General features: G+C 61.3%; 19 protein-coding genes and 3 pseudogenes. 9 read left to right on the top strand and 13 right to left on the bottom strand.

Annotated elements, in window-relative coordinates; genetic code table 11:
* Nucleotides 1-522: 522 nt before the first annotated feature.
* The 4 genes from pcaC to EPD82_RS04240 form a co-directional block, all read right to left on the bottom strand.
* Nucleotides 523-915, bottom strand: coding sequence for a 4-carboxymuconolactone decarboxylase (gene pcaC, locus EPD82_RS04255; RefSeq protein ID WP_051240791.1), 393 nt, complete (start codon nucleotides 913-915; stop codon nucleotides 523-525).
* 171 nt (nucleotides 916-1,086) lie between these two features.
* Nucleotides 1,087-2,190: an NAD(P)H-dependent flavin oxidoreductase gene (locus tag EPD82_RS04250; RefSeq protein ID WP_141055666.1), complete on the bottom strand. Its 1,104-nt coding sequence runs from the start codon at nucleotides 2,188-2,190 to the stop codon at nucleotides 1,087-1,089.
* The gene (locus EPD82_RS04245; RefSeq protein WP_037990191.1) at nucleotides 2,180-3,373 is read right to left on the bottom strand and encodes a YbfB/YjiJ family MFS transporter; all 1,194 of its coding nucleotides are present in this window, start codon (nucleotides 3,371-3,373) and stop codon (nucleotides 2,180-2,182) included. Before EPD82_RS04245 ends, EPD82_RS04250 begins: the two co-directional genes overlap by 11 nt.
* Entirely contained in the window at nucleotides 3,367-5,343 is a 1,977-nt protein-coding gene (locus tag EPD82_RS04240; protein ID WP_037990195.1) for an FAD/NAD(P)-binding protein, read from the bottom strand. The genes EPD82_RS04245 and EPD82_RS04240 overlap by 7 nt, the downstream gene beginning before the upstream one ends.
* A gap of 144 nt (nucleotides 5,344-5,487) precedes the next feature.
* On the opposite strand from EPD82_RS04240, the gene EPD82_RS04235 reads away from it, so the two are divergent.
* The 4 genes and pseudogenes from EPD82_RS04235 (at nucleotide 5,488) to EPD82_RS04225 (ending at nucleotide 7,029) form a co-directional block, all read left to right on the top strand.
* Nucleotides 5,488-5,913 (top strand): hypothetical protein, encoded by a 426-nt coding sequence (locus tag EPD82_RS04235; RefSeq protein WP_141055663.1) that lies wholly within the window; start codon nucleotides 5,488-5,490, stop codon nucleotides 5,911-5,913.
* A gap of 38 nt (nucleotides 5,914-5,951) precedes the next feature.
* Nucleotides 5,952-6,332 (top strand): annotated as a pseudogene (locus EPD82_RS12485) (transposase); the annotation flags it as partial.
* Between the two features lie 4 nt (nucleotides 6,333-6,336).
* Nucleotides 6,337-6,537, top strand: a pseudogene (locus EPD82_RS12480) (transposase); the annotation flags it as partial.
* 246 nt (nucleotides 6,538-6,783) lie between these two features.
* Nucleotides 6,784-7,029: a rhodanese-like domain-containing protein gene (locus EPD82_RS04225; protein ID WP_141055660.1), complete on the top strand. Its 246-nt coding sequence runs from the start codon at nucleotides 6,784-6,786 to the stop codon at nucleotides 7,027-7,029.
* Here EPD82_RS04225 and EPD82_RS04220 read toward each other — a convergent pair.
* The 6 genes from EPD82_RS04220 to EPD82_RS04200 all read right to left on the bottom strand — a co-directional run bounded on the left by EPD82_RS04220 (nucleotide 7,008) and on the right by EPD82_RS04200 (nucleotide 12,531).
* On the bottom strand, nucleotides 7,008-8,222 hold the full coding sequence (locus EPD82_RS04220; RefSeq protein WP_141055657.1) for a multidrug effflux MFS transporter: 1,215 nt from the start codon (nucleotides 8,220-8,222) through the stop codon (nucleotides 7,008-7,010). The genes EPD82_RS04225 and EPD82_RS04220 overlap by 22 nt on opposite strands.
* An 89-nt stretch (nucleotides 8,223-8,311) precedes the next feature.
* Nucleotides 8,312-8,485, bottom strand: coding sequence for a hypothetical protein (locus tag EPD82_RS11900; RefSeq protein ID WP_170210783.1), 174 nt, complete (start codon nucleotides 8,483-8,485; stop codon nucleotides 8,312-8,314).
* Entirely contained in the window at nucleotides 8,482-10,185 is a 1,704-nt protein-coding gene (locus EPD82_RS04215) for an FAD-dependent monooxygenase (protein ID WP_141055654.1), read from the bottom strand. Before EPD82_RS04215 ends, EPD82_RS11900 begins: the two co-directional genes overlap by 4 nt.
* A 105-nt stretch (nucleotides 10,186-10,290) precedes the next feature.
* Nucleotides 10,291-10,944 (bottom strand): maleylacetoacetate isomerase, encoded by a 654-nt coding sequence (maiA, locus tag EPD82_RS04210; protein ID WP_141055652.1) that lies wholly within the window; start codon nucleotides 10,942-10,944, stop codon nucleotides 10,291-10,293.
* Complete coding sequence (locus EPD82_RS04205) at nucleotides 10,941-11,954, bottom strand: fumarylacetoacetate hydrolase family protein (protein ID WP_141055649.1); 1,014 nt, start codon at nucleotides 11,952-11,954, stop codon at nucleotides 10,941-10,943. The genes maiA and EPD82_RS04205 overlap by 4 nt, the downstream gene beginning before the upstream one ends.
* Nucleotides 11,955-11,976: 22 nt before the next feature.
* Nucleotides 11,977-12,531: a VOC family protein gene (locus tag EPD82_RS04200; protein WP_141055646.1), complete on the bottom strand. Its 555-nt coding sequence runs from the start codon at nucleotides 12,529-12,531 to the stop codon at nucleotides 11,977-11,979.
* A 118-nt stretch (nucleotides 12,532-12,649) separates the two neighbouring features.
* Between EPD82_RS04200 and EPD82_RS04195 the strand changes: the two genes are divergently transcribed.
* Nucleotides 12,650-13,558: a LysR family transcriptional regulator gene (locus EPD82_RS04195; protein WP_141055643.1), complete on the top strand. Its 909-nt coding sequence runs from the start codon at nucleotides 12,650-12,652 to the stop codon at nucleotides 13,556-13,558.
* Between the two features lie 15 nt (nucleotides 13,559-13,573).
* On the opposite strand, the gene EPD82_RS04190 is transcribed toward EPD82_RS04195, so the two are convergent.
* The 3 genes from EPD82_RS04190 to EPD82_RS04180 form a co-directional block, all read right to left on the bottom strand.
* Nucleotides 13,574-13,807: a DUF2783 domain-containing protein gene (locus EPD82_RS04190; protein ID WP_055423148.1), complete on the bottom strand. Its 234-nt coding sequence runs from the start codon at nucleotides 13,805-13,807 to the stop codon at nucleotides 13,574-13,576.
* A 20-nt stretch (nucleotides 13,808-13,827) separates the two neighbouring features.
* Complete coding sequence (locus EPD82_RS04185; protein WP_141055640.1) at nucleotides 13,828-15,501, bottom strand: FAD-dependent oxidoreductase; 1,674 nt, start codon at nucleotides 15,499-15,501, stop codon at nucleotides 13,828-13,830.
* 81 nt (nucleotides 15,502-15,582) lie between these two features.
* Nucleotides 15,583-16,548: an MBL fold metallo-hydrolase gene (locus tag EPD82_RS04180; protein WP_028875153.1), complete on the bottom strand. Its 966-nt coding sequence runs from the start codon at nucleotides 16,546-16,548 to the stop codon at nucleotides 15,583-15,585.
* Nucleotides 16,549-16,690: 142 nt separating this feature from the next.
* On the opposite strand from EPD82_RS04180, the gene EPD82_RS04175 reads away from it, so the two are divergent.
* The 4 genes and pseudogenes from EPD82_RS04175 to EPD82_RS12040 all read left to right on the top strand — a co-directional run.
* A complete protein-coding gene (locus EPD82_RS04175) occupies nucleotides 16,691-17,551 on the top strand; it encodes an IclR family transcriptional regulator (protein ID WP_051240792.1) in 861 nt (286 codons plus the stop codon).
* Nucleotides 17,548-18,705, top strand: coding sequence for a MalY/PatB family protein (locus tag EPD82_RS04170; protein WP_141055637.1), 1,158 nt, complete (start codon nucleotides 17,548-17,550; stop codon nucleotides 18,703-18,705). The genes EPD82_RS04175 and EPD82_RS04170 overlap by 4 nt, the downstream gene beginning before the upstream one ends.
* Entirely contained in the window at nucleotides 18,702-19,547 is an 846-nt protein-coding gene (locus EPD82_RS04165) for a branched-chain amino acid ABC transporter permease (RefSeq protein WP_141055634.1), read from the top strand. The genes EPD82_RS04170 and EPD82_RS04165 overlap by 4 nt, the downstream gene beginning before the upstream one ends.
* A pseudogene (locus EPD82_RS12040) lies at nucleotides 19,544-19,766 on the top strand (branched-chain amino acid ABC transporter permease); the annotation flags it as partial. The gene EPD82_RS04165 and the pseudogene EPD82_RS12040, both read left to right, overlap by 4 nt.

Below are 19,766 nucleotides of genomic sequence, written 5' to 3'. Positions count from 1 at the left end.
CGACACGCATCGCCATGATGGGCATACTCCTTTCTCGAAGTCATGGCGTCAGACCGAGCGCCGCGCACTTCCTGCCAGAGGCGCTAAACGGAATTTACAGAAAGGATGGTACACAACCCAAAGTTCAAAAATGAGAGGTAAACTGGGTGCTCTACGGGTTTTTTGAATATACCGGTAGATACCTCCTTCCCCTTGTATAGAACAGTTTTCGGCTTTGCTACGTTAATCGAGACAATTTTATATTGATTCCCATTCATTAAAATTCCCCCTAATGGTCTGGTGTTAGACCCAAAAACGTCATTGGAACCCAATACCACTTGGCAAACCCTTAGCCATGGCAACCCCGTAAACGGGTTCAGCAAATATCATGCTTGTAGACGCTCGAATGCCTCTAGACATGTCTTGCAGGTACTACTTTTCCTTTCTCTATCCTTCATTCGCGCAGGCATACAGTTTGTTAATTTATGAAAGAAAAAACGGAAACCTTCATCTGTAAATCAGATGAAGGTTTTTTATGTTCTTTCAATCTCTCTCTGACATTTGTTCCTCATCAAAAATGTCTTGTGCGATTTTGAAACTATCCAGTGCGGCAGGAATCCCACAATAAACGGCAGTTTGTAAGAAAACCTCACGGATTTCCTCAATAGTTACACCATTACGCAGTGCTCCCCGAATATGAATCGCTAATTCATTAGGTCTGTTTAAGGCTGTCATTATTGCAAGATTGATGAGGCTCCTTGTCTTAAGATCAAGACCAGGGCGAGTCCAAATTTCTCCCCAAGCAAATCGGGTAACCAAGTCTTGAAACGGTCTCGAAAAATCCGTCGCAGTTGCAAATGCCCTCTCGACATAATCTTCACCCAGAACCTTTTTACGAACCTTTAATCCTTCTTGGTACTTCAACTCGTTCACCATGGAAAAATCGCTCCTTTCTCATCAAGATAGCAATGGTCAAAAATAACCTTAGGAGTTACACTAGAACAATGAGTCAAAATACTGAGGAAAGTCCTTGCCCCGGATTCATCTCCGTGAGTTGTATCCCATTGACCAGCACAATCGTCGGAAACCCAAGAAAATAACCAAAACTCACTTTATCATGATCCTCGTAAACCGATCCAAAATTTCTTCCGTTTCTTGAACAAGCCGTCGTACAATTTCGCCCGCACTCGCTTCTCGACTCAAACCTGATCCCTGTCCCGCCCACAAAGACATGAAATCTGGATTTGCTTCCCGTGAAGCCCAGTTTCGAATGGGACGAGTTAGGGCGTTTTGGAGGGGATACGGGGGTATTGCTCCCTTGTAATGTTGCATGGAATTAATGAAAGCATTTCGAATTCCACGGGCAGGTTTACCTGAAAAAGCAGTCGTGATAACGGTATCGACATCCCGACTATTCAGGATCGCTCGCTTGTATTCAGGGTGTGCCCCGCTCTCACGACTAACGAGAAAAGCTGTCCCCATCTGAACACCAGATGCCCCGAGCGCGAAACAGGCCACGATCCCTCCTCCATCCATGATTCCCCCTGCTGCAATGACGGGCACGCTGACCCTATCCACCACCTGCGGGATGAGCGCCATAGAGCCTATTAACCGAGATTCATCGAAGCCGAGAAAAGATCCTCGATGTCCACCGGCTTCATAGCCTTGGACAACGATGGCATCCACATTCATTTTTTCAAGTGTTGTTGCCTCCTCGACAGTAGTCGCAGTACCAATAACATAAATATCCTTTGATTTTAACTCCTCTATTTCTTCCGCAGTTGGATGACCGAACGTAAAGCTACAAACGGGAACTCTTTCTTCTAGCACGACTTCCAATTGCTTTACAAATTGATCCTTTGACGGCTGCTCTATAGGTACATTCTCAATCTCGTCAGCAACACCACTTGCATGGGGTACCATCCGCTTGAGATGGTCCTTCATCGAAGCAACGGCGGTCAAATCTACTTGCTCATCCCTTTCCGGAACGAAAAGATTCACGCCAAATGGCTTATCCGTCAATTCCCGTATTCTGTGAATCGCTGCCCGCATTGAGTCCGCGGACATGTAACCCGCTCCCAGAAAACCAAGTCCTCCAGCGTTCGAAACGGCTGCAACCAATTCGGGTGTGGTCGGCCCTCCAGCCATGGGAGCCTGAATGATTGGATACTGGATACCTAACGCTCGGGTTAGCACCGTCTCATTCCACATGGTAACCACCCCTTCGACTTACTTGAATTGTTTGGGAACATGACGCGTACCGACCCATCACAAGCAACACGCCCCCCACAAAGATGATAATAGCTGCACCTATTAAGGACCAACTATAACTGTGAGTTTGCTGTTCGATAAGAGCTCCTGCAATTGGCCCCAATATTTGACCAATGCCATAACAAGCCGTCAAATACCCGATCGAACGATTGCTCTGATCAGAAATGTTTCTTGCAAGCGAAGTGGCCAAGGTGGTAATCCCCATGAACGTTCCACCAAATAGAAATGCACTCAGAAGGATTCCTGTTGCATTCGATTGAACCACAGGAATGACGATACCGATAGCTTGCAACAGGTATGCACACACGAGTGTTCTTACGTGTCCATAACGCTTCCCAACCCAAGCCCAGAAAAGAGTAGACGGAATAGCCCCAAGGCCAGCAATCACCCAACTGAGCGAGCTTACCTCCTTGGTAGATGGAGAAGACATGGCGATATCCACCAGGAACGTTCCTGTAATGATATACCCCAACCCTTCCAAGCCATATGAAGCGAGTAACCAGTAGAAGAAACTCGCATTTTGATCTTGCTGTGTTTGGATAGTTTCAGTGTCAGACACCACCGATTTACGTGAATCCTCTGTCCAGAATAAAGGGGCCGGGCTGAGTAATAGGCACAAAAGCATTAACCCTAGCCACGCGCCTCTCCAATCGGCCAGCTGATTCAAAAAGGGGACGAAAAGCCCACTGATCACAATACCAATTCCAACACCGCTATAGAAAAGCCCGGACCATGCTGATCTGTTCTTAGACGCAAGAAAATCCAGTGTCATACTCGAGGCAAGTACGAAGACAATACCACTGCTTATTCCCGAAATAAATCGGTAAACTGCCCATCCTACTAAAGATGTTGTTAATGCCATAGCCCCATTGCATAAAATGTTGATTACAAGAGAAACGCGAAACACTTTTTGTTTGTTACTCTTTTGGACTCTACTGCCCAACAACGCGCCCAGAAGATAACCAAAGTAATTGCTGGCAGCTATATAACCGGCATCAGCATTTGAAAAGTGTAAAGCCTCTTGCATCAATGGAAAAATGGGGGTATATGCAAACCTTCCAATTCCCATGGCGATCACAAGGGCACAGATACCGGCAATGGTTACACAGAGAAGTTTTAGCATCCCTTTCTGCGACCTCCGGATACGGTCGTGCGATGCATTTTATTTTGAGTTTGCTTGAGGTCTCTAGAGATTACCTTCAATATTTCTCGACTTATTGCGTCCGATTCACTTAGTGTAACCGAGTTGACCCCCGGACGGATTCCTGCGGCCGTTACCCAGTGTACCCCCTCAGTGGGAACTCCGAGCGCAAAACGACGAGGATGTACGTTTCCATTCGCATCAACCAATCTGTTGGGCGGTGGGGTCACTTCAAGTCCCCCAGTGACATAGGCCGTCCCATCAGAACAGGGTATAGCAAAGGCTCGGCACTGACCCGTCTCCAGGAGATGTTTTAAGAGGGGTTCCGTGGTACGCCGTAAATCGACCCCTGGAATCCTGGCTTCAATGAGCACACGAGCCTCCACATCGCTACCCTTTACACGTGGCGAGATTGCCTTAAATCGCGGTGGATCTTTCAACATTTCAATCTGTAACTCCGGCCCTATTACTTCAAGAATACCAGCCTCTATGAGAGCTATCATTTCTTCAATTCGCGAAGCCGGCGGTCCAATTGACAAAAAGGCATTGAAGGGTGTATACCAACGATCAAGATCATCACGGTAGGATTCGCCACTGATACCGCCGTGATCAACCACCAAACGAACTTCGTTGCGGAGATCCCGCAGCGCATCTAAAGCTGCCTTCAGTGGTCCTTCAACATTTCCCTTTCGCGCCTCGGACACATCTTTGCGGAGATATTCGAGTAACCACTCCCGGTACTCGTCAGGGCTTTCGAATGTTCTTGTGCCAAATGGATTCGCCAGCCGCTCCCAACTAAAACGCTGATCCTGGTCAATTTCAAACTGATTTAAAATTCCTTCCTCTTCTGGGCTGTTCCATGGACATTTTTTGTAAAGTTCCTTGAACTTTTCCGCCCGACATTCACAATCACGCGATCGGATTAATGTATAGTAATATAAAGTTTCTACCTCTTTTGCAATGAGAGGCCACACATCCCTGCGAAAATTGATTTGTTCTCCTTTTTTGGTTCGAACGTGTAACTGATCAATCACTTCATGTGTGAGAAACTGCGGATGATAGCGTCCATATGGCCCTTTCTGATTTTCCCCACGTGCATGGTAAGGAACGCCACGTCGAGAACTGGCAAAAAGCCGTGGTTCACGTCCGGAAGGTTCGTAGACCAATCGTCCTTGGTGTCTGATAAAACGACCACCTCGACCAACTGTAAATAACGCCATGTAGTCGAAGAAATTCAATCCAAGGCCCCGAAGGATAACTTTTTCCCCCGCACCAATGTTATCGAGATATACGTCTGCAGGGTTTGCCGGTGGGACGTATAGCAATCCGTTTTCTAAAGCAAATTTTTGTAAACACTGTTCTTCTTCGCTCAGTGCTATAGGAGTATGACCCAAAGCAAGCACAACAGCGTTAACAATAAGTGGTTGTTCCTCATTGTCAAGTTTAATCACTTGTCGACCATCAAAATAATCATCAAGGGACACTGCTCGAGCTTTGTGAGAACGAATAGTAACATTGGCCGGAGCATAACGTAAGATCTTTCGGTAATCCCATTGTAAATAATAACCATAAAGTGCTCGTCTGGGATAAGAATCTGGCTTAAGTTCGCGAGCTTCTTCTAATACCCACTCATCGTACTGATCTTCCTCATCCAATAAGGGGAGAAACCGTGCCCATTCGTATAGACTTGGACCTGGTATTTTCGGCCCTTCACAGACAACACTCTCATCTGTGAACACGGTAACCTGTGATGCCACAGTGTTCATCAACAAATGCTTCGACTGGTCAGTTCTCCATACACTCCCTGCGCCAATTTGATACGGGTCTATGACATGGATTTCAATACGTTGATCCGGTATGAGTTCAGGAATATTAGCACAGAGGCGTTCTAGAACAGAAAGACCGCGTGGCCCCATACCCACAATCGCAATTCGAAGCGGATATTGAGTCATGGCGCACCCCCCCGGAATGCATCCAAACAATGTCGGCTGTATTCCGTGGTGAAATAGAAGCAGGAGATTCACTCTTGCAGCAGATGCGGAGCAATAATAATAGCGTTCTAATTCACCTCCTAACCGAGAAAGCTGTTCACTGAATTGGATTCGCATATTTTCGATTCCATTCTAATCCACCCCAAGCGCAAATGTCAACAATATGATGTCGAGATCGACGACGGAAACCGGCCCGATGATGAGGACCAGCTGCGCGAACAGCTGGAGCGCGAACTGGAAGAGATCAAGCGACGCAAGCGGAAGTGGCAGATGGCCTTCGCCAATGACGTCATTACGTTGGACGAGCTTCGGGAGCGCATGGCAGAGGAGCGGGCCCGCGAGGAGGCCGTCATGCAGCAGCTGGCCCAGCTTGGGCAGCCTGATGATCATCCGGCCAGGCGGTTAACAGCGCAGGAAGTGATCGAGTTTGCGCGCGAGCTGCGCGCTAAGTGGTCCTATTTCGAGCCTGAGCACAAGAAGGCGGCCATACAAACGGGCACCTCGAAAAACCCCTCCACCCCCGGCCTCTGATAAAATTCCTCTGTCCTGATTCGAGAGGAGCCTGAACCATGGCACGCCGCACCGCGATCCAGCCCGACCTCTTTGCCGCAGAAGAACATCGCACCAAGCTCGATCGCTTGGGCGATCCCCTGCAGGAGATGGACTCGGTGATCGACTTTGCGGCGCTGGCGGCGGAAGTGGAGAAGATTTTTCCCTCGAAGGATCAGTCCAAAGGCGGACGGCCGCCCTATCAGATCGAGACGATGGTGCGTATCGTGGTGTTGAAGCGCCTCTATGGGCTCTCGGACGAACAGATGGAATACCAGCTCCTCGATCGGATGAGTTTCAAGCGCTTCTGTGGGCTGGAGCACTCGCGCACGGTTCCGGATCGCACCACGATCTGGCTGTTCGAAAACCGCATCGGACCGGCAGGGGCGCAAGCCCTGTTCGCAGATCCAGCGCAAGGCCAAGCCCCACCGGCCACTGCCCAAGCGGCAGAAAGCGCGCAATACGCGCATTGCCCGCGTGCGCGCGCGGGTCGAGCACGTGTTTGCCGCCATCGAAGCCATGGGCGGCAAGATGATCCGCACCATCGGACAGGCCAGAGCCGACTTTGCCCTCACCCTGATGGCTGCCTGCGACAACATCCGGCGCACGGTGTGGCTCGTGAAGTCTAACGCCATCGCCTGGTGAGGCCTGCCCACGGCCGCAGTATGCCCAAGGCGGCCGGGGACAGGAAAAAACCGGGGCACGAGGCCGCAACGAGCGGCCAAAACGGGGGGAAATAGAGTGGCATTCAGTGCCGAGTGTCATGAAGAGTCTGTTTCACCGCGAGTTTCCCGGAAAATAGGGGTTGATCGAGGTTCCCCAGTGTCTTGATTTCGGTGGCCACTATACATCGTGACGCAGAAATCTCCGGGCGAGATCCTCATCGACATCCGCCCCCCCCCCGAACTCGCCGACGAAGCGCCGCTGCCCGAAGCCGACCTGGCGATTCCCTTCTTTGCCCTGCGCGAAGCGAAGCTACCCGAGGCGCGGCGCTATCTGCTCTACTGCGACCGCGGGCTGCTGAGCCAGTGGCACGGTCGGGCGCTCGCCGAGCGCGGGCTGGACGTGGCGGTGTATCAGCCGGCGCGTTCGCTCTGAGCCGATTCACTGGCCACGAGCCGGGAACGGGGCACGAAGGCGAAAGCGAGCACGAAGAGCATCGTCCCCCAGAAGGCGACGAACCCCGCGAAGGGCCAGGGAGTGTCGCGCGCCAGCATGCCGAGGACCGCTCCGGTGAGAAAGGCGATCGACATCATCACGAACCCGCTCAAGGCGGAAGCCACGCCCGCCGACTTGGGAAACGCGCCGACCGCCCCACTCTGGCCGCACGGCTGATGGATGCCATGCGCGATCATGAAGCCGCAGAACGGCAGGAGCAATCCCATCGGCCCGCCTCGCCCGATCAGCAGCAGGATCACCATCACCACGCCCGCCGCGCAGGAGAGCACACCGCCCCACTGTACCGTGCGCCTCAGTCCGAAGCGCCCGAGCAGGCGGCGGCACAGCACCGTTCCGCAGAGATAGGAGGTGGCGCTGGCGAGCATCACCAGGCTGTATTCCGTGGGTGAAAACCGGTAGAAATTGATGAAGATGAAGGAAGAACTGGCGAGAAAGGTGAAGAGCCCACCGTAGGAAGATGAGGCAAGGAGGGTGAAGATCCAGAAATCCCGGTGCCCCAGCACCTCGCGCCAGGCGCACAGCAGCGCCGCCGGGCGCAGGGCGTGTGGGTTGCGCCGCGCCAGCGTCTCGCGAAAGATGCGCCAAGTGAGCGCCAGTGTGATCGCCCCCGCCACGGCCAGCACGAAGAGGGTCGCCCGCCAGCCCAGGACGCGCACCGTCGCCCCGCCGACCAGGGGGCTGAGGCAGGCGAGGAGCCCGAGGCCGGAGAAGGCGCGACTCAAGAGCTTCGCCCCGGCCAGGGGATCGTGCAGGTCGCGCACGATCGCCCGCCCCGCCATCACCGACGCCCCCAGCGCCACCCCTTGTACCACGCGCCAGCCGAGCAGCTGCGCCATGGAGGTAGCGAAAGTGCAGCCCAGTGCCGCCGCCACGTAGAGGCTCAGCCCCGCGAGCAGGATGGGCTTGCGTCCGAAGCGATCCGACAAGGGGCCCCAGAAGAGCTGCGCCACGCCGAAAGCAAAGAGCATCGCCGCCAGCGTCTGCTGCGCCTGCGCCACGCTCGCCCCCAGACTGGCGGTGATCCCCGGCAGGGCCGGTAGATAGAGGTCGGTGGTAATCGGCTGCAGCCCCAGCAGGAGGGAGAGCAGGACGACGGTTTGCAGTTCGGTCATCGGCGTTCCGTTTCGTTTGCGGGAAGATCTTGCTGTCCAGACAAGATTATCCCGCCACGAACAAGGATATCGCCCTCTCGCCCCTTCCTTCACAAATCCGTCCTGGCGTTTTCGATGAGCGCGGTCACCTGCCGCGCATCATCCAGCGCATGGGCGGCGAGCAGGGCGAATTTGGCGAGGAAGAGCCGGACCTTGTCTTCGGGGACGGCGTCGATCGTGTCGGCCAGCAGATCGTAGATTCGTTCCAGATCGGCGACGTTCATGCGGATTCTCCCAGGCGGTTGACGAGCCGTTCGAGGGCGGGGGCGATGCGATGGGCGGTGCAGTTGCCCCAACGGGCGGCGACGTGCTGGTCGGGACGCACGAGGTAGGTCGCGCCGTCGGCACTCGCGCCGTATTTGCGCCAGCAGCGGCCTTCGGGATCGGGCAGCGTCAGGTCGGCGCCCTCGACGCGGCGCCGGCCGAGGCTGATGGCGAGCAGGCGCAGCGGCACGCCCCGCGCCCGCAGGCGTTGCTGCAGCGTCGTGACGTCGGCCGGCAGCGCTTCGTGTTCGGTGAAGACGAGCAGGTGGATCGATTCGTCCCAGTGATCGAGCAGGAAATCGTCGAGCCCGAGCTTGACGTTGGGGATCGGCGCTCCATCGACCGGCCCTTCGAGGAAAAGCGCCTGATCGTCGTCACGCGCGTTGAGGCGCGAGCGCGCATAGACGTGCGGGCGGGACGTGCGCCAGTGAAAGAGCGGCCCGACGAAACCGTTCTCGATCGACAGCGACAGCACGGCGTCGCGCATCGTGCGATGGCCCGTGGTGGGCGGCGTCATGAAGCGCGTGCTGCGTCCAGCCTCCTCGATGATCTCCTTGGCGGCACCGACGCGTTCTTCGGAATAGGAGGCGAGCAGGGAGCGGCCGGACCAGCCGTGCAGCGTGAAGGCGAGTTTCCAGGCGAGGTCGAACGCATCCTGGAATCCGGTGTTGGCACCGCGCACGCCGAAGATGGGCAGTACGTGCGCCGCGTCGCCGGCGAAGACGACGTGGCCATGGACGTAGTTTTCGAGCGTGAGGGCACGGGCGGAATAGACCGAGCACCAGTCGAGCTCCCAGGATTTGCCTTCGTAGCCGATCATCTCGAGGTGCGCGTCGATGCGCGCCTTGAGTATCTCGAAGCGCAGCGCCTCCTGCGGCTCTTCGCCCTCCGGCAGGCGAAAGTCGATCCGCCAAATGCCGAAGGGCTGGCGGTGCATCAGCACGGTGTTGCAGGGATTCCATTCGGGATCGAAGAAGGCGAGCCGCTCGGTGGGCAGATCGAGGTCGATCTTGATGTCGGCGATCACGAAGCGCCCGGCGTAGGAATCCCCGACCAGCGACAGCCCCAGGAGGCTGCGCACGCTCGAGCGGGCACCGTCGGCGGCGACGAGCCAGTCGGTCGAGAGGGTATATTCCCCCAGCGGCGTGTCGATGCGCGCCTCCACCCCGTCGTCGCGCTGGCTCAGACCGATGAGCCTGTTGCCCCAGCGCACTTCGACGAGGCCGCTGCGACACACCTCGTCGAGAAGAAACTCTTCGAGGTATTGCTGCTGCAGGTTGATCATGGGGTAGAAACGGCTGTCTTCGTCGTGCGGCGCCTCCATGCGGAATACCCGCTGCCCGCGATAGTAGGAGTTGCCGAAGCGCCACGGCAGCCCGATTTCGGCGATGCGGCGCGCCACGCCCGCCTGCTGCAGGATCTCCATCGAGCGGCGCGTATAGACGATGGCGCGGCTGCCCTCGCTCACCTGCACTTCCGAGTCGAGGATGACGCTGGGGACGCGGTAACGGGCGAGCAGCAGCGCCAGCGTCATTCCCACGGGCCCAGCGCCAACGATGACCACTTTCTGGCGGGCTTCGGTTTCGCGGGGCAGATAAGGCGGGAAGACCTGGTAGCGATAATAGACGGACTTGCGCGGTTCATCGTTCGGCTGATGCATCTCCCCCTCCCCGGTGCGGCCGAAAAAGGAACTCCGGGAGCGCACGACCGGGCGCTCCGCAGACGGGCGGTCTGCGCCGCCCTGATTGGGATGACAGCGCTGCCCTCAGGCAGGCTGCGGTGCATCCGGCTGACGGGCCGGAGCTGCTTCCTGGAACGCCGGCAATGCTTCGCAGGCTTCGACGACGGCGCGGATGCGCGGGAACGCTTCCAGCGAACAGTCATAGCGTCGGGCGTTGAAGACCTGTGGCACGAGGCAGCAGTCGGCCAGCGTGGGCGTGTCGCCGTGGCAGAAACGGCCGGTGCGGGGATCGTCGAGCAAGCGCTCGAACGTGCCAAGCCCCCGCTCGATCCAGTGCCGGATCCAGTCGAGTTTCTGCTCCTCGCTCGCGCCGAGCCGCTCGGTGAGGTAGCGCAGCACGCCGAGGTTGTTGAGCGGATGCGTATCGCAGGCAATCGTCAGCGCCAGGCCGCGCACTCGCCCCCGCCCCAGCGGGTCGGGCGGCAGCAGGGGCGGCTCGGGATGGGTTTCTTCGAGGTATTCCATGATGGCCAGCGATTGCACCAGCACTTCGCCCCCGTCGGTCTGCAGCGCCGGCACCAATCCCCCGGGATGGATCGCCCGGTATTCCGGCCGGTGCTGCTCGCCGCCGTCGCGCAGCAGGTGCACCGGCACCGCCTCATAGTCCAGCCCCTTGAGCGCCAGCGCGATGCGCACGCGATAGGCGGCGGAACTCCGGAAGTAGGTGTAGAGTTTCATTTCTCCAGCCCCCTCACCCGATTTCGGATGCTGCCGAAGATCGAGGCGCCGCTCGCGTCGTGCATGGCGATCTCGACCGTGTCGCCATGGCGCATGAAAGGCGTCTGTGGGGCGCCCGATTCGATGGTCTCGTACATGCGCACCTCGGCGATGCAGCAGTAGCCCACGCCGCCGTTCTCGATCTTGGAGCCGTAGAGTCCGCCCTGCTTGTTGGAGACGGTGCCCGAGCCGACGATGCTGCCGGCCTCCATCTCGCGCGTCTTCGCGGCATGCGCGATGAGGCGTCCGAAGTCGAAAGTCATGTCGACGCCGGCGTTCGGCCGGCCGAAGGGGCGGCCGTTGTATTGGACTTCGAGCGGCAGGTGCAACTTGCCGTCGCGCCATGCATCGCCCAGCTCGTCGGGGGTGACCGCCACGGGGCTGAAGCTGGAGGCGGGCTTGGACTGGAAGAATCCGAAACCCTTGGCGAGCTCGCCGGGCACGAGGTTGCGCAGGGTGACGTCGTTGACGAGCAGCACGAGGCGGATCGTTTCGAGCGCGGCCTTGGGGTCGATGCCCATCGGCACGTCGCCGGTGATCACCGCCACTTCGGCCTCGAAGTCTATCCCCCAGGATTCGTCGGCGACGATGTCGTCGCACGGTCCGATGAAACTGTCGGAGCCCCCTTGGTACATCAGCGGGTCGTCGTAGAACGAGGCGGGGACTTCGGCCCCCCGCGCCTTGCGCACGAGCTCGACGTGGTTGAGATAGGCCGAGCCGTCGGCCCACTGGTAGGCGCGCGGCAGCGGGCTGTGGCAGGCGGCGGGGTCGAAAGGACGGGCGTCCTTCAGGGCACCGCGTTCGAGCAACTCGGCGACGAGCGCCAGATCGTCGCGTACTTCGTCCCAGCGATCGAGTGCCTCCTGCAGCGTGCGGGCGATGGCGCCGACGGGGTAGCAGCGGCCGAGGTCACGGCTGACGACGACGAGCGTGCCGTCGCGCCCGCCGCTTTTGAGCGTGGCGAGTTTCATCGGTCGGAAATCTCCAAAGGATTCAGGCGAGCGGGAACATCTCTTTGTAGCGGCCGTCGTGCATCCAGCGCGCATGCTTGGGCGCTTTCTTCGTCTTCGACCACTCCTCAAGCATCTCCCATTTCACCTCGTCGAGCGCCTCTAGCATGCCCGGTCGTAGCGTATTGCAGGCGAGCTCGAGGCGATGGCCATTCGGATCGAAGAAGTAGATGGACTGGAAGAGGGCGTGATCGACCGGGCCGATCACTTCGATGCCGTCGGCCTCGAGCCGCTCTTTCGTCGCCAGCAGGTCTTCCATCGAGGCAACCTCGAGCGCGAGATGCTGGGTCCAGGCCGGGGTATTGGGATCGTGACCCATCGGCGGCCGCGTGGGCAGCTCGAAGAAAGCGAGCACGTTGCCATTGCCGGCATCGAGGAAGATGTGCATGTACGGATCCGGCTCTTTCGTCGAGGGAACCTGGTCTTCGGCGATCGACAGGATCAGCTTCATGCCGAGGTATTTTTCATACCAGCGGGCGGTTTCGAGGGCGTCCTTGCAGCGATAGGCGGCGTGGTGGATTTTCTGGATGAGTGCCATGGCGTCTTCCTCCGTGTGGGGCCGGATGACTCCTCCGACCATCAGTCATGCTTGCATTGTATTGCCGAAAAACTTATAGTTTCAACGGTTTTTTTCGATCGATTAATCGGATGTGACGATGAATGTCACCCTGCGCCAGTTGCGCGCTTTTCTTGCGGTCGCACGGTTCGGTAGTTTCACCGTCGCCGCCGAGCATCTGTACACCACGCAGTCGGCCTTGAGCGGTTCGATCAAGGAGCTGGAGAATGCCTTGGGCGTGCAGCTTTTCGACCGCAGCACCCGGCGCGTGCAGCTCACCGAAGTCGGGCGCGAACTCTATCCGCTGGTGGAGAAAATCCTGGCCGATCTGGACGCCGTGCTGCACGAAGTGGCCACGCTCAAGGCGCTCAAGCGCGGCATCGTGCGCATCGCCGCGCCGCAGTTGATGGCGGCCACCCTGCTGCCAGAAGTGCTCGCGAGCTTCACGCGCGAGTTTCCGCACGTGGCGATCCGCCTCATCGACTGCGGCGTGGAATCGGTCCCGGCCTGCGTGCTCTCGGGCGAAGCCGATCTGGGCGTGGGGCCGGAGCGGGACGTACCCGGCGAGATCGAGGCGGAGCTTCTGTTCGTGCAGCCCTTTCACGTCGTCTTCCCACCGGGTCATCCTCTCGCAGCGCAGGAGGTGGTGCCGTGGCGGCGGCTGGCGGAGTTTCCCCTCATCACCTTGCAGGGGCAATTCCCGGAGAAACTCTCGCGGGACCTGCACGAGGTGGTGCGCGATCTCGATCTGCATCCGGATACGACCGTGGCCTTCATGTCGACGGCGCTCGCCATGGTGTCGATCGGCCTGGGCGTGACGATCTGCGTCTCCTATGCCGAGCCGATGGTGCGCCGCTATGGCATGGAGATGCGGCGCCTGACCGAACCGGACGTGCATCGCCGATTCTTCGTCTTCACGCGGCATGGCCGGGCGTTGTCTCCGGCCGCCGAGGCGTTCCGCACCCATCTGCGGCACTTCGTCGGCAACGGCACAGGGCCCGGGGCGTGATGCCCCGGACGCGCCTCAGCCGCCCGTGACGTCTTCGCGCGCGAGCCGGATCGCCTCGCGCAGCAGATCGACGTCGCCGACGTGGTTGGCGAGCAGCAGCACGAGGCGGGCGTTCACCAGAGCGCTCTGCTCCTCGTCAAGATCGCGGTGCGCCTCGATGAGCGCTTCGTAGAAAGCATCACCCGCTTCATATCCGTAGAAAGTGCGGGTGCGCGGTTCGCGGAAATTGTATTCCAGATTGATCATCATCCTCTCCTCCTCTCTTGCGTTCAGGCGCCCTGGACGCTGGCACGGCGAAGCGCGGCCTCGATCGCGGTGGGGTCGAAGCGGCGCCAGCGGGCGGCGACGTGCTGGTCGGGGCGAATGAGATAGACGGTGCCCGGCTGCAGGTCGTAGCGCTCGCGCACTCGGCCCTTGACGTCGTGCAGGGTCTCGATGCCGCCGGGGGCGGCGCCTTCGCGGGCAACGACGATCGGCTCGGCGGGAATCGCCCCACGGCGCAGGGCGGCGAGCCCTTCGGCCGTGGCGGCATCGAGGGCGGCCGCATCGTCGAGCGCGATCATGAGCCGGAATCCCTGGCCGAAGTGCGGCAGCAGCCAGGGCGAGCCGCCGCCGGGGGCCGACACGGGGGCGTCGTCCATCGGTGCACCAGGCACCATGCGGCCGGCGAAGGCGTCGGCATCGGGCGTATTGAGGGGAGAATCGACGTAGAACGAGGGCACCGACAGTCGACCGGAATTGACCAGGCCGCGGGCGAAGGGATGATGCCTGGCCAGACCGAGCACGGCGTTGCGGAACGTCTTGCTGACGTTGCCCTTGGGGGTGATGAAGTCGGTCGAGCGCGTGGAGTTGCGGATGTTCTCGTCGGCGGCGTAGGTGCGCTCGTCACTGTAGGTATCGAGCAGGGCCGCGGGGGCCTTGCCCTGCATCACCAGTTCGAGTTTCCAGCCGAGGTTGTCGACGTCCTGGATGCCGGAATTCGCGCCGCGCGCACCGAAGGGCGAGACCTGGTGCGCTGCATCGCCGACGAAGAGCACGCGCCCGTGGTTGAAGCGCTTCATGCGGCGGCACTGGAAGGTATAGACGCTCACCCATTCGAGCTCGAATTCGCGGTCGTCACCCAGCATGGCGCGGATGCGGGGGATGACGCGCTCGGGCTTTTTCTCTTCCTCCGGGTCGGCGTCCCAGCCGAGCTGGAAGTCGATTCGCCACACGTCGTCGGCCTGACGGTGCAGCAATACGGACTGACCGGGGTGGAACGGCGGGTCGAACCAGAACCAGCGCTCCGGCGGGAAGTCGGCCTTCATGACGACGTCGGCGATCAGGAACCGGTCCATGAAGATCTTGCCCTCGATGTCCAGGCCGAGCATGCGCCGGATGGGACTGCGCGCGCCGTCGGCGGCGATCAGCCAATCGCAGGACAGGGCATAGGCCCCGGCGGGCGTCTCGACGCGCACCGTGACGGCGTCTTCGCCGGGCGTGACGCCGATCACGGTACTCTTCCAGCGCAGGTCGATGTTCGGCAGCTCCCGGGCGCGCTCGATCAGGTATTCTTCGAGATAGTATTGCTGCAGGTTGACCATGCCGGGACGGTGATGATCGGGCTCCGGTACCAGGTTGAAGCGAAAGACTTCCTCGTCACGAAAGAAGGTGCGGCCGACGTTCCACGACACACCTTTTTGCACCACGCGCTCGCCCACGCCGTAGCGGTCGAGGATCTCGAGCGCGCGCTTGGCATAGCACACGCCGCGCGAGCCGATGCTCACGGTGTCGTCTTCGTCGAGCACCACCACCGGGATGTTGCGCTGCGCCAGATCGATGGCGGCGCTCAGGCCCACCGGCCCAGCGCCGACCACGATCACCGGCACGTGCCGGGTTTGCGGGGAATCCAGCTCGGCTGGACGCACGAACGGGAACTTGGGATACTGATATGTTTTCAGCACGGTTTCCTCCTCCTTTGGCGTGGTCTTCGCCCTCGTCTCTCGCGGGCGCGGCTGCGTGGCCGCGCCTCTGCTTTTCCCGTTTCAGCCTTCTTGCAGCGCGTGCCACATCTGCCGGTCACGCTCGGCGGTCCAGATGCGCGGATCGCGGATGCCGCTCGCCTCGTCATAGGCACGGGTGACATCGAACGGCAGGCAATGCTCGTAGATGAAGACGTGGCCGAACTTCGGGTCCATCACGCTGCGGGTGTATTCCATGGTCTTCTTGAGATCATAGCCGCGCGCCACCGCTTCCTGGGCGCAGCGATAGAGCGTGGTGACGAAGTCGCGCGTGTATTGGAACCCCGCGCGCACCGCCGCCTCGTCCTTGAGCGCCGGCCCGCGCCCCGGCACCACTTTGGCCGGCTGCAGCGCTTCGAGCCGATCGAGCGTGGCCGGCCAGTCGGCAAGGTAGGCATCGCCCGTATAGCAGGCGGCTTCGGCCTCGATCAGGTCGCCGGAGAAGAGCACGCGCTCCTGCGGCAGCCAGACCGCCGTGTCCCCCTTGGTGTGCCCGGCACCCGGATGCAGGATGCGCACTTCGAGCGAGCCCATCCACAGGGTGATTTCTTCCTTGAAAGTGAGCGTGGGCCAGGTGAGACCGGGGATGCTCTCCACCGCGCGAAAGAGCCGGGGAAAACGCCCGATCTCGGATTCCATGTCCTGCTGGCCGCGCTCGCGGATGAGCTCGTAAGTGGGATAGCTGGCGATGATGTGTTCCAGTCCCTCGTCGCGATAGCCGGAAGCGCCGAGCACGCGCACCGCATGGTAGTGCGTGAGCACAACGTATTTGATCGGCTTGTCGGTGACCTCGCGCACCTTGGCGATCACCGATTTGGCCATCACGGGGGTGGCGGTGGCATCGATGATCATCACCGAGTCGTCGCCGATCACCACGCCGGTGTTCGGATCGCCTTCGGCGGTGTAGGCCCAGGCGTGTTCGGAGAGGCGTTCGAACGAAACCGGTTTCTCTTCGAGGTCGGCCACCGAGGCAAAGGCTTTGGCATTCATGGATCGCTCCTCCTGTCGATGCGTTTTATCTTGGCACGTGATTCATCATGTGTCAATCGATTCGTTCATGGTGAATTTCGATCATGCCAACGTTTCGGGCTATGATTGATGCCCGAAGCGCGTTTGACTACACGAGATCCGCATGGAACGAAACGAACCCCTCGCGCCGGAGAACGGCGTGCGCGAGCGCCGCGGCATCCAGTCGATCGAGGTCGGCGGGGCGCTGCTCGCCGCGCTGGAAGCGCATGGTGCGCCGATGATGCTGCGCGATCTGGCCGCGGCTGCCGGCATGTCCCCGGCCAAGGCCCACCCTTATCTGGTGAGCTTCGGCAAACTCGGCCTGGTGGAGCAGGATCCGCTCACCGGTCGCTACAAACTGGGCCCCTTCGCCCTGCGCCTGGGGCTCACCGCCTTGCAGGGTCTCAATCCGCTGCGTGCGGCCGTGGAAGTCTCCGCCCGCCTCGCCGACGAGACCGAACAGAACGTAGCCATCGCCGTGTGGGGCAACGTCGGCGCCACGGTGGTGGCCATCGAGGAATCGGCCCGCGCCATCCACGTGAACATGCGCCCCGGCACCGTGATGGGGCTGCTCACCACCGCCACCGGCCGCGTCTTCGCCGCCTATCTTCCTGCGCGCCTCACCCGCCCGCTCATCGAGCGCGAGCTCGAACGTCTCTCGGGCGGGCGCGAGCCTTTGCGTCTGTCGCGGTCCTTCGTCAACGAGACGCTCGAAGAAGTGCGCCGCCACGGCATGGCGCGCGTGCTCGGCCATCCGATCCCGGGCATCAATGCCTTCTCCGCCCCCGTGTTCGACGCCTTCGGGCATCTGACGCTGGCGCTCACCATGCTCGGCCCGGAGAGCCGTTTCGACGCTTCCTGGGAAGGGCCGCTCGCTCAGGCCATGCGCCGCGCCGTCGCCGACATCACCGCGCGCATCGGCGGCAAACCGCCTCAGTCCGAAGAGACCTCCGGAGCGGCGCCAGGCAAGGAGCCCGCCGCATGAGCCCCACCTACGACTTCGACTCCGCTCCCGACCGCTCAACGATCCCCGGCGAGAAATGGGGGCGCTACGCCGGGCGCGACGTGATTCCCATGTGGGTGGCCGACATGGACTTCGCCGTCGCGCCCGAGATCCGTGAGGCCCTGGCGCGCCGGCTCGCGCACCCGGTGTATGGCTACACCGACCCTTGGCCTTCGCTCGTGGAAGCGGTGTGTGCCGGAATCGAGCGCGATCATGGCTGGACGGTCGCCCCCGAATGGCTCGTGTGGCTGCCGGGGGTGATCCCGGGCTTTCACTTCGGCTGCGCCATCGCTCCGGGGGAGGTCATCGTCACGCACACGCCGGTCTATCCGCCTTTTCTCGCCGCGCCGGCCAACGTCGGCAAGCGCTTGCGCGCGGTCGATCTGGTGTGCGCCAAGGGGCGCTGGGTGCACGACGAGGCGGCCATGGTCGCGGCCTTTGCGCCGGGCGACGTCGGCGCCTTGCTGCTCTGCCACCCGCACAATCCCACGGGGCGGCTGTGGGACGAAAAAGAACTGGCCTGGCTGGCGGAACTCGCGCTCGCCCACGGCGCAATCCTCGTGAGCGACGACATCCACGCCGGGCTGGTGCTCACGCGCAAGCGGCGCCACCGCCCCATCGCCACGCTGGCCCCCGAAGTGGCCGCGCGCACGATCACCCTCTTCGCCCCTTCCAAGACCTGGAACGTCCCGGCGCTGCAATGCGCCTTCGCCGTGATTCCGGACGAGGCGCTGCGTGCACGCTACCGCCGGGCGCTGCGCGGACGCATCCCCTCTTCGCCCAACCTCTTCGGCCTGGTCGCCGCCGAGGCGGCCTACCGCGACGGCTGGGCCTGGCGCGAGGCGCTCCTCGAATATTTGCGCGGGAACGTGGCGTTTGCCCTGGAGTCGATCCGGGCACTGGATTTACCGGTGGCCGAGCCGGAGGCGACCTACCTCTCGTGGATCGACGTTCGCAAACTGGGGCTCGAGGATGCGGCGGCGCACTTCGAAGCCCATGGCCTGGGGCTTTCCGATGGCGCGGCCTTTGGCGCTCCCGGCTTCGTTCGCCTGAATCTCGGCTGCCCGCGCTCGCGGCTCGCCGAGGGGCTGAAGCGCTTTGCCCGGGCGGTCGAGGCCGCGCGCCAACGGCCATGAGCCTTGCGCCGGAGGTCGTGCTCGGCGGCGCCGCCCAGGGCTGCCTCTACGGCCTGACGGCGCTCTCCCTCGTCTTCCTCTACCGCGCCACCGGCGTGCTCTCCTTCATGCAGGGGGAAGCGATGGCGGCCGGCGCCTACGTGGCGGTGGGGCTTGCGGCGCTGGGGGCACCGCTCGCGCTCGCCGCCCTCGGAGCGATCGCCGCCGGCTACGCCTTCGGGGCGCTCGCGGCGCGCTGCGCCCTCGAACCGGTGCGCACGCGTGCGCCCTGGGTGGCGACGCTCGCCACCTTCGGTCTGGCGCTCGCGCTGCGCGGCGTGCTCCTGAGCCTGCCGGCCGCCACCCAGGGCTGGTACCGTTTCGACTGGGTGGGCGAGGGGCGCTGGCTGGGGTTGGCGGCGCGCCAATGGGCGGTGATGCTCGCCGCCGCCGGCGTGGCCGCGGCCTTTGCCCTGCTGCTGCGCGGCACCGACTGGGGGCGGCGCGTGCGCGCGAGCGCCGAAGATGCCGTGACGGCCGAGCGGCTCGGCATCGACGTCGCCCGGCTGCGGCGGCAAGCCTGGGGCGTGGGCACGGCGCTCGCCGTGGCGGCCGGGCTTGCATCCGCCCCCGTCACCTTCGTGCATCCCGAGCTGGGCAGCCTCGCGCTCAACGCCTTTCCCGCCGCCGTCCTGGGCGGCATGAAGCCGGGCCCCGCGGTGCTCGCCGCCGGCGTGGCGCTCGGGGTGCTCGAAGCGCTCGCCGCCTGGCAACTCCCCCCCGGCGGCAAGGAGCTGCTGCTGCAGCTCGTGCTCATCGCCGCCTTGCTCGCCCTGCCGCGGGAACGAGTGGCGGCGCCATGAGCCGTTTCCTCCTGGATCCTCGCCGGCGCACCCGGCTGCTCGCCGTCCTCCTCGTGCTCGCCGTGGGCGCGCTCGGGGCTAGCGGCGGGGCGCGCTATCTCGCCCATCTGCTCACCCTCGCTGGTGCCATGGCCACCGCCGCCCTGGGGCTCGCCCTGGTGCAGGGGCGCGCCGGCCAGGTCTGTCTCGGGCAAGGCGCGGCGATGGCTGCCGGCGCCT

The organism is Tepidiphilus succinatimandens (genome assembly GCF_006503695.1).
Lineage (GTDB): Bacteria > Pseudomonadota > Gammaproteobacteria > Burkholderiales > Rhodocyclaceae > Tepidiphilus > Tepidiphilus succinatimandens.
The sequence above is the reverse complement of the archived record's forward strand: the minus strand, read 5'-3'. Positions and strand labels throughout refer to the sequence as shown.

Excerpts from the sequence above, each read along its gene's own strand:
- EPD82_RS04220 (WP_141055657.1), bottom strand. The coding sequence starts at position 8,222 with ATGACCGAACTGCAAACCGTCGTCCTGCTCTCCCTCCTGCTGGGGCTG.
- EPD82_RS04215 (WP_141055654.1), bottom strand. The coding sequence starts at position 10,185 with ATGCATCAGCCGAACGATGAACCGCGCAAGTCCGTCTATTATCGCTAC.
- EPD82_RS04240 (WP_037990195.1), bottom strand. The coding sequence starts at position 5,343 with ATGACTCAATATCCGCTTCGAATTGCGATTGTGGGTATGGGGCCACGC.
- EPD82_RS04165 (WP_141055634.1), top strand. The coding sequence starts at position 18,702 with ATGAGCCTTGCGCCGGAGGTCGTGCTCGGCGGCGCCGCCCAGGGCTGC.
- maiA (WP_141055652.1), bottom strand. The coding sequence starts at position 10,944 with ATGAAACTCTACACCTACTTCCGGAGTTCCGCCGCCTATCGCGTGCGC.
- EPD82_RS04245 (WP_037990191.1), bottom strand. The coding sequence starts at position 3,373 with ATGCTAAAACTTCTCTGTGTAACCATTGCCGGTATCTGTGCCCTTGTG.
- EPD82_RS04250 (WP_141055666.1), bottom strand. The coding sequence starts at position 2,190 with ATGTGGAATGAGACGGTGCTAACCCGAGCGTTAGGTATCCAGTATCCA.
- EPD82_RS11900 (WP_170210783.1), bottom strand. The coding sequence starts at position 8,485 with ATGAACGTCGCCGATCTGGAACGAATCTACGATCTGCTGGCCGACACG.
- EPD82_RS04205 (WP_141055649.1), bottom strand. The coding sequence starts at position 11,954 with ATGAAACTCGCCACGCTCAAAAGCGGCGGGCGCGACGGCACGCTCGTC.
- pcaC (WP_051240791.1), bottom strand. The coding sequence starts at position 915 with ATGGTGAACGAGTTGAAGTACCAAGAAGGATTAAAGGTTCGTAAAAAG.
- EPD82_RS04175 (WP_051240792.1), top strand. The coding sequence starts at position 16,691 with ATGGAACGAAACGAACCCCTCGCGCCGGAGAACGGCGTGCGCGAGCGC.
- EPD82_RS04170 (WP_141055637.1), top strand. The coding sequence starts at position 17,548 with ATGAGCCCCACCTACGACTTCGACTCCGCTCCCGACCGCTCAACGATC.
- EPD82_RS04200 (WP_141055646.1), bottom strand. The coding sequence starts at position 12,531 with ATGGCACTCATCCAGAAAATCCACCACGCCGCCTATCGCTGCAAGGAC.
- EPD82_RS04195 (WP_141055643.1), top strand. The coding sequence starts at position 12,650 with ATGAATGTCACCCTGCGCCAGTTGCGCGCTTTTCTTGCGGTCGCACGG.
- EPD82_RS04190 (WP_055423148.1), bottom strand. The coding sequence starts at position 13,807 with ATGATGATCAATCTGGAATACAATTTCCGCGAACCGCGCACCCGCACT.
- EPD82_RS04180 (WP_028875153.1), bottom strand. The coding sequence starts at position 16,548 with ATGAATGCCAAAGCCTTTGCCTCGGTGGCCGACCTCGAAGAGAAACCG.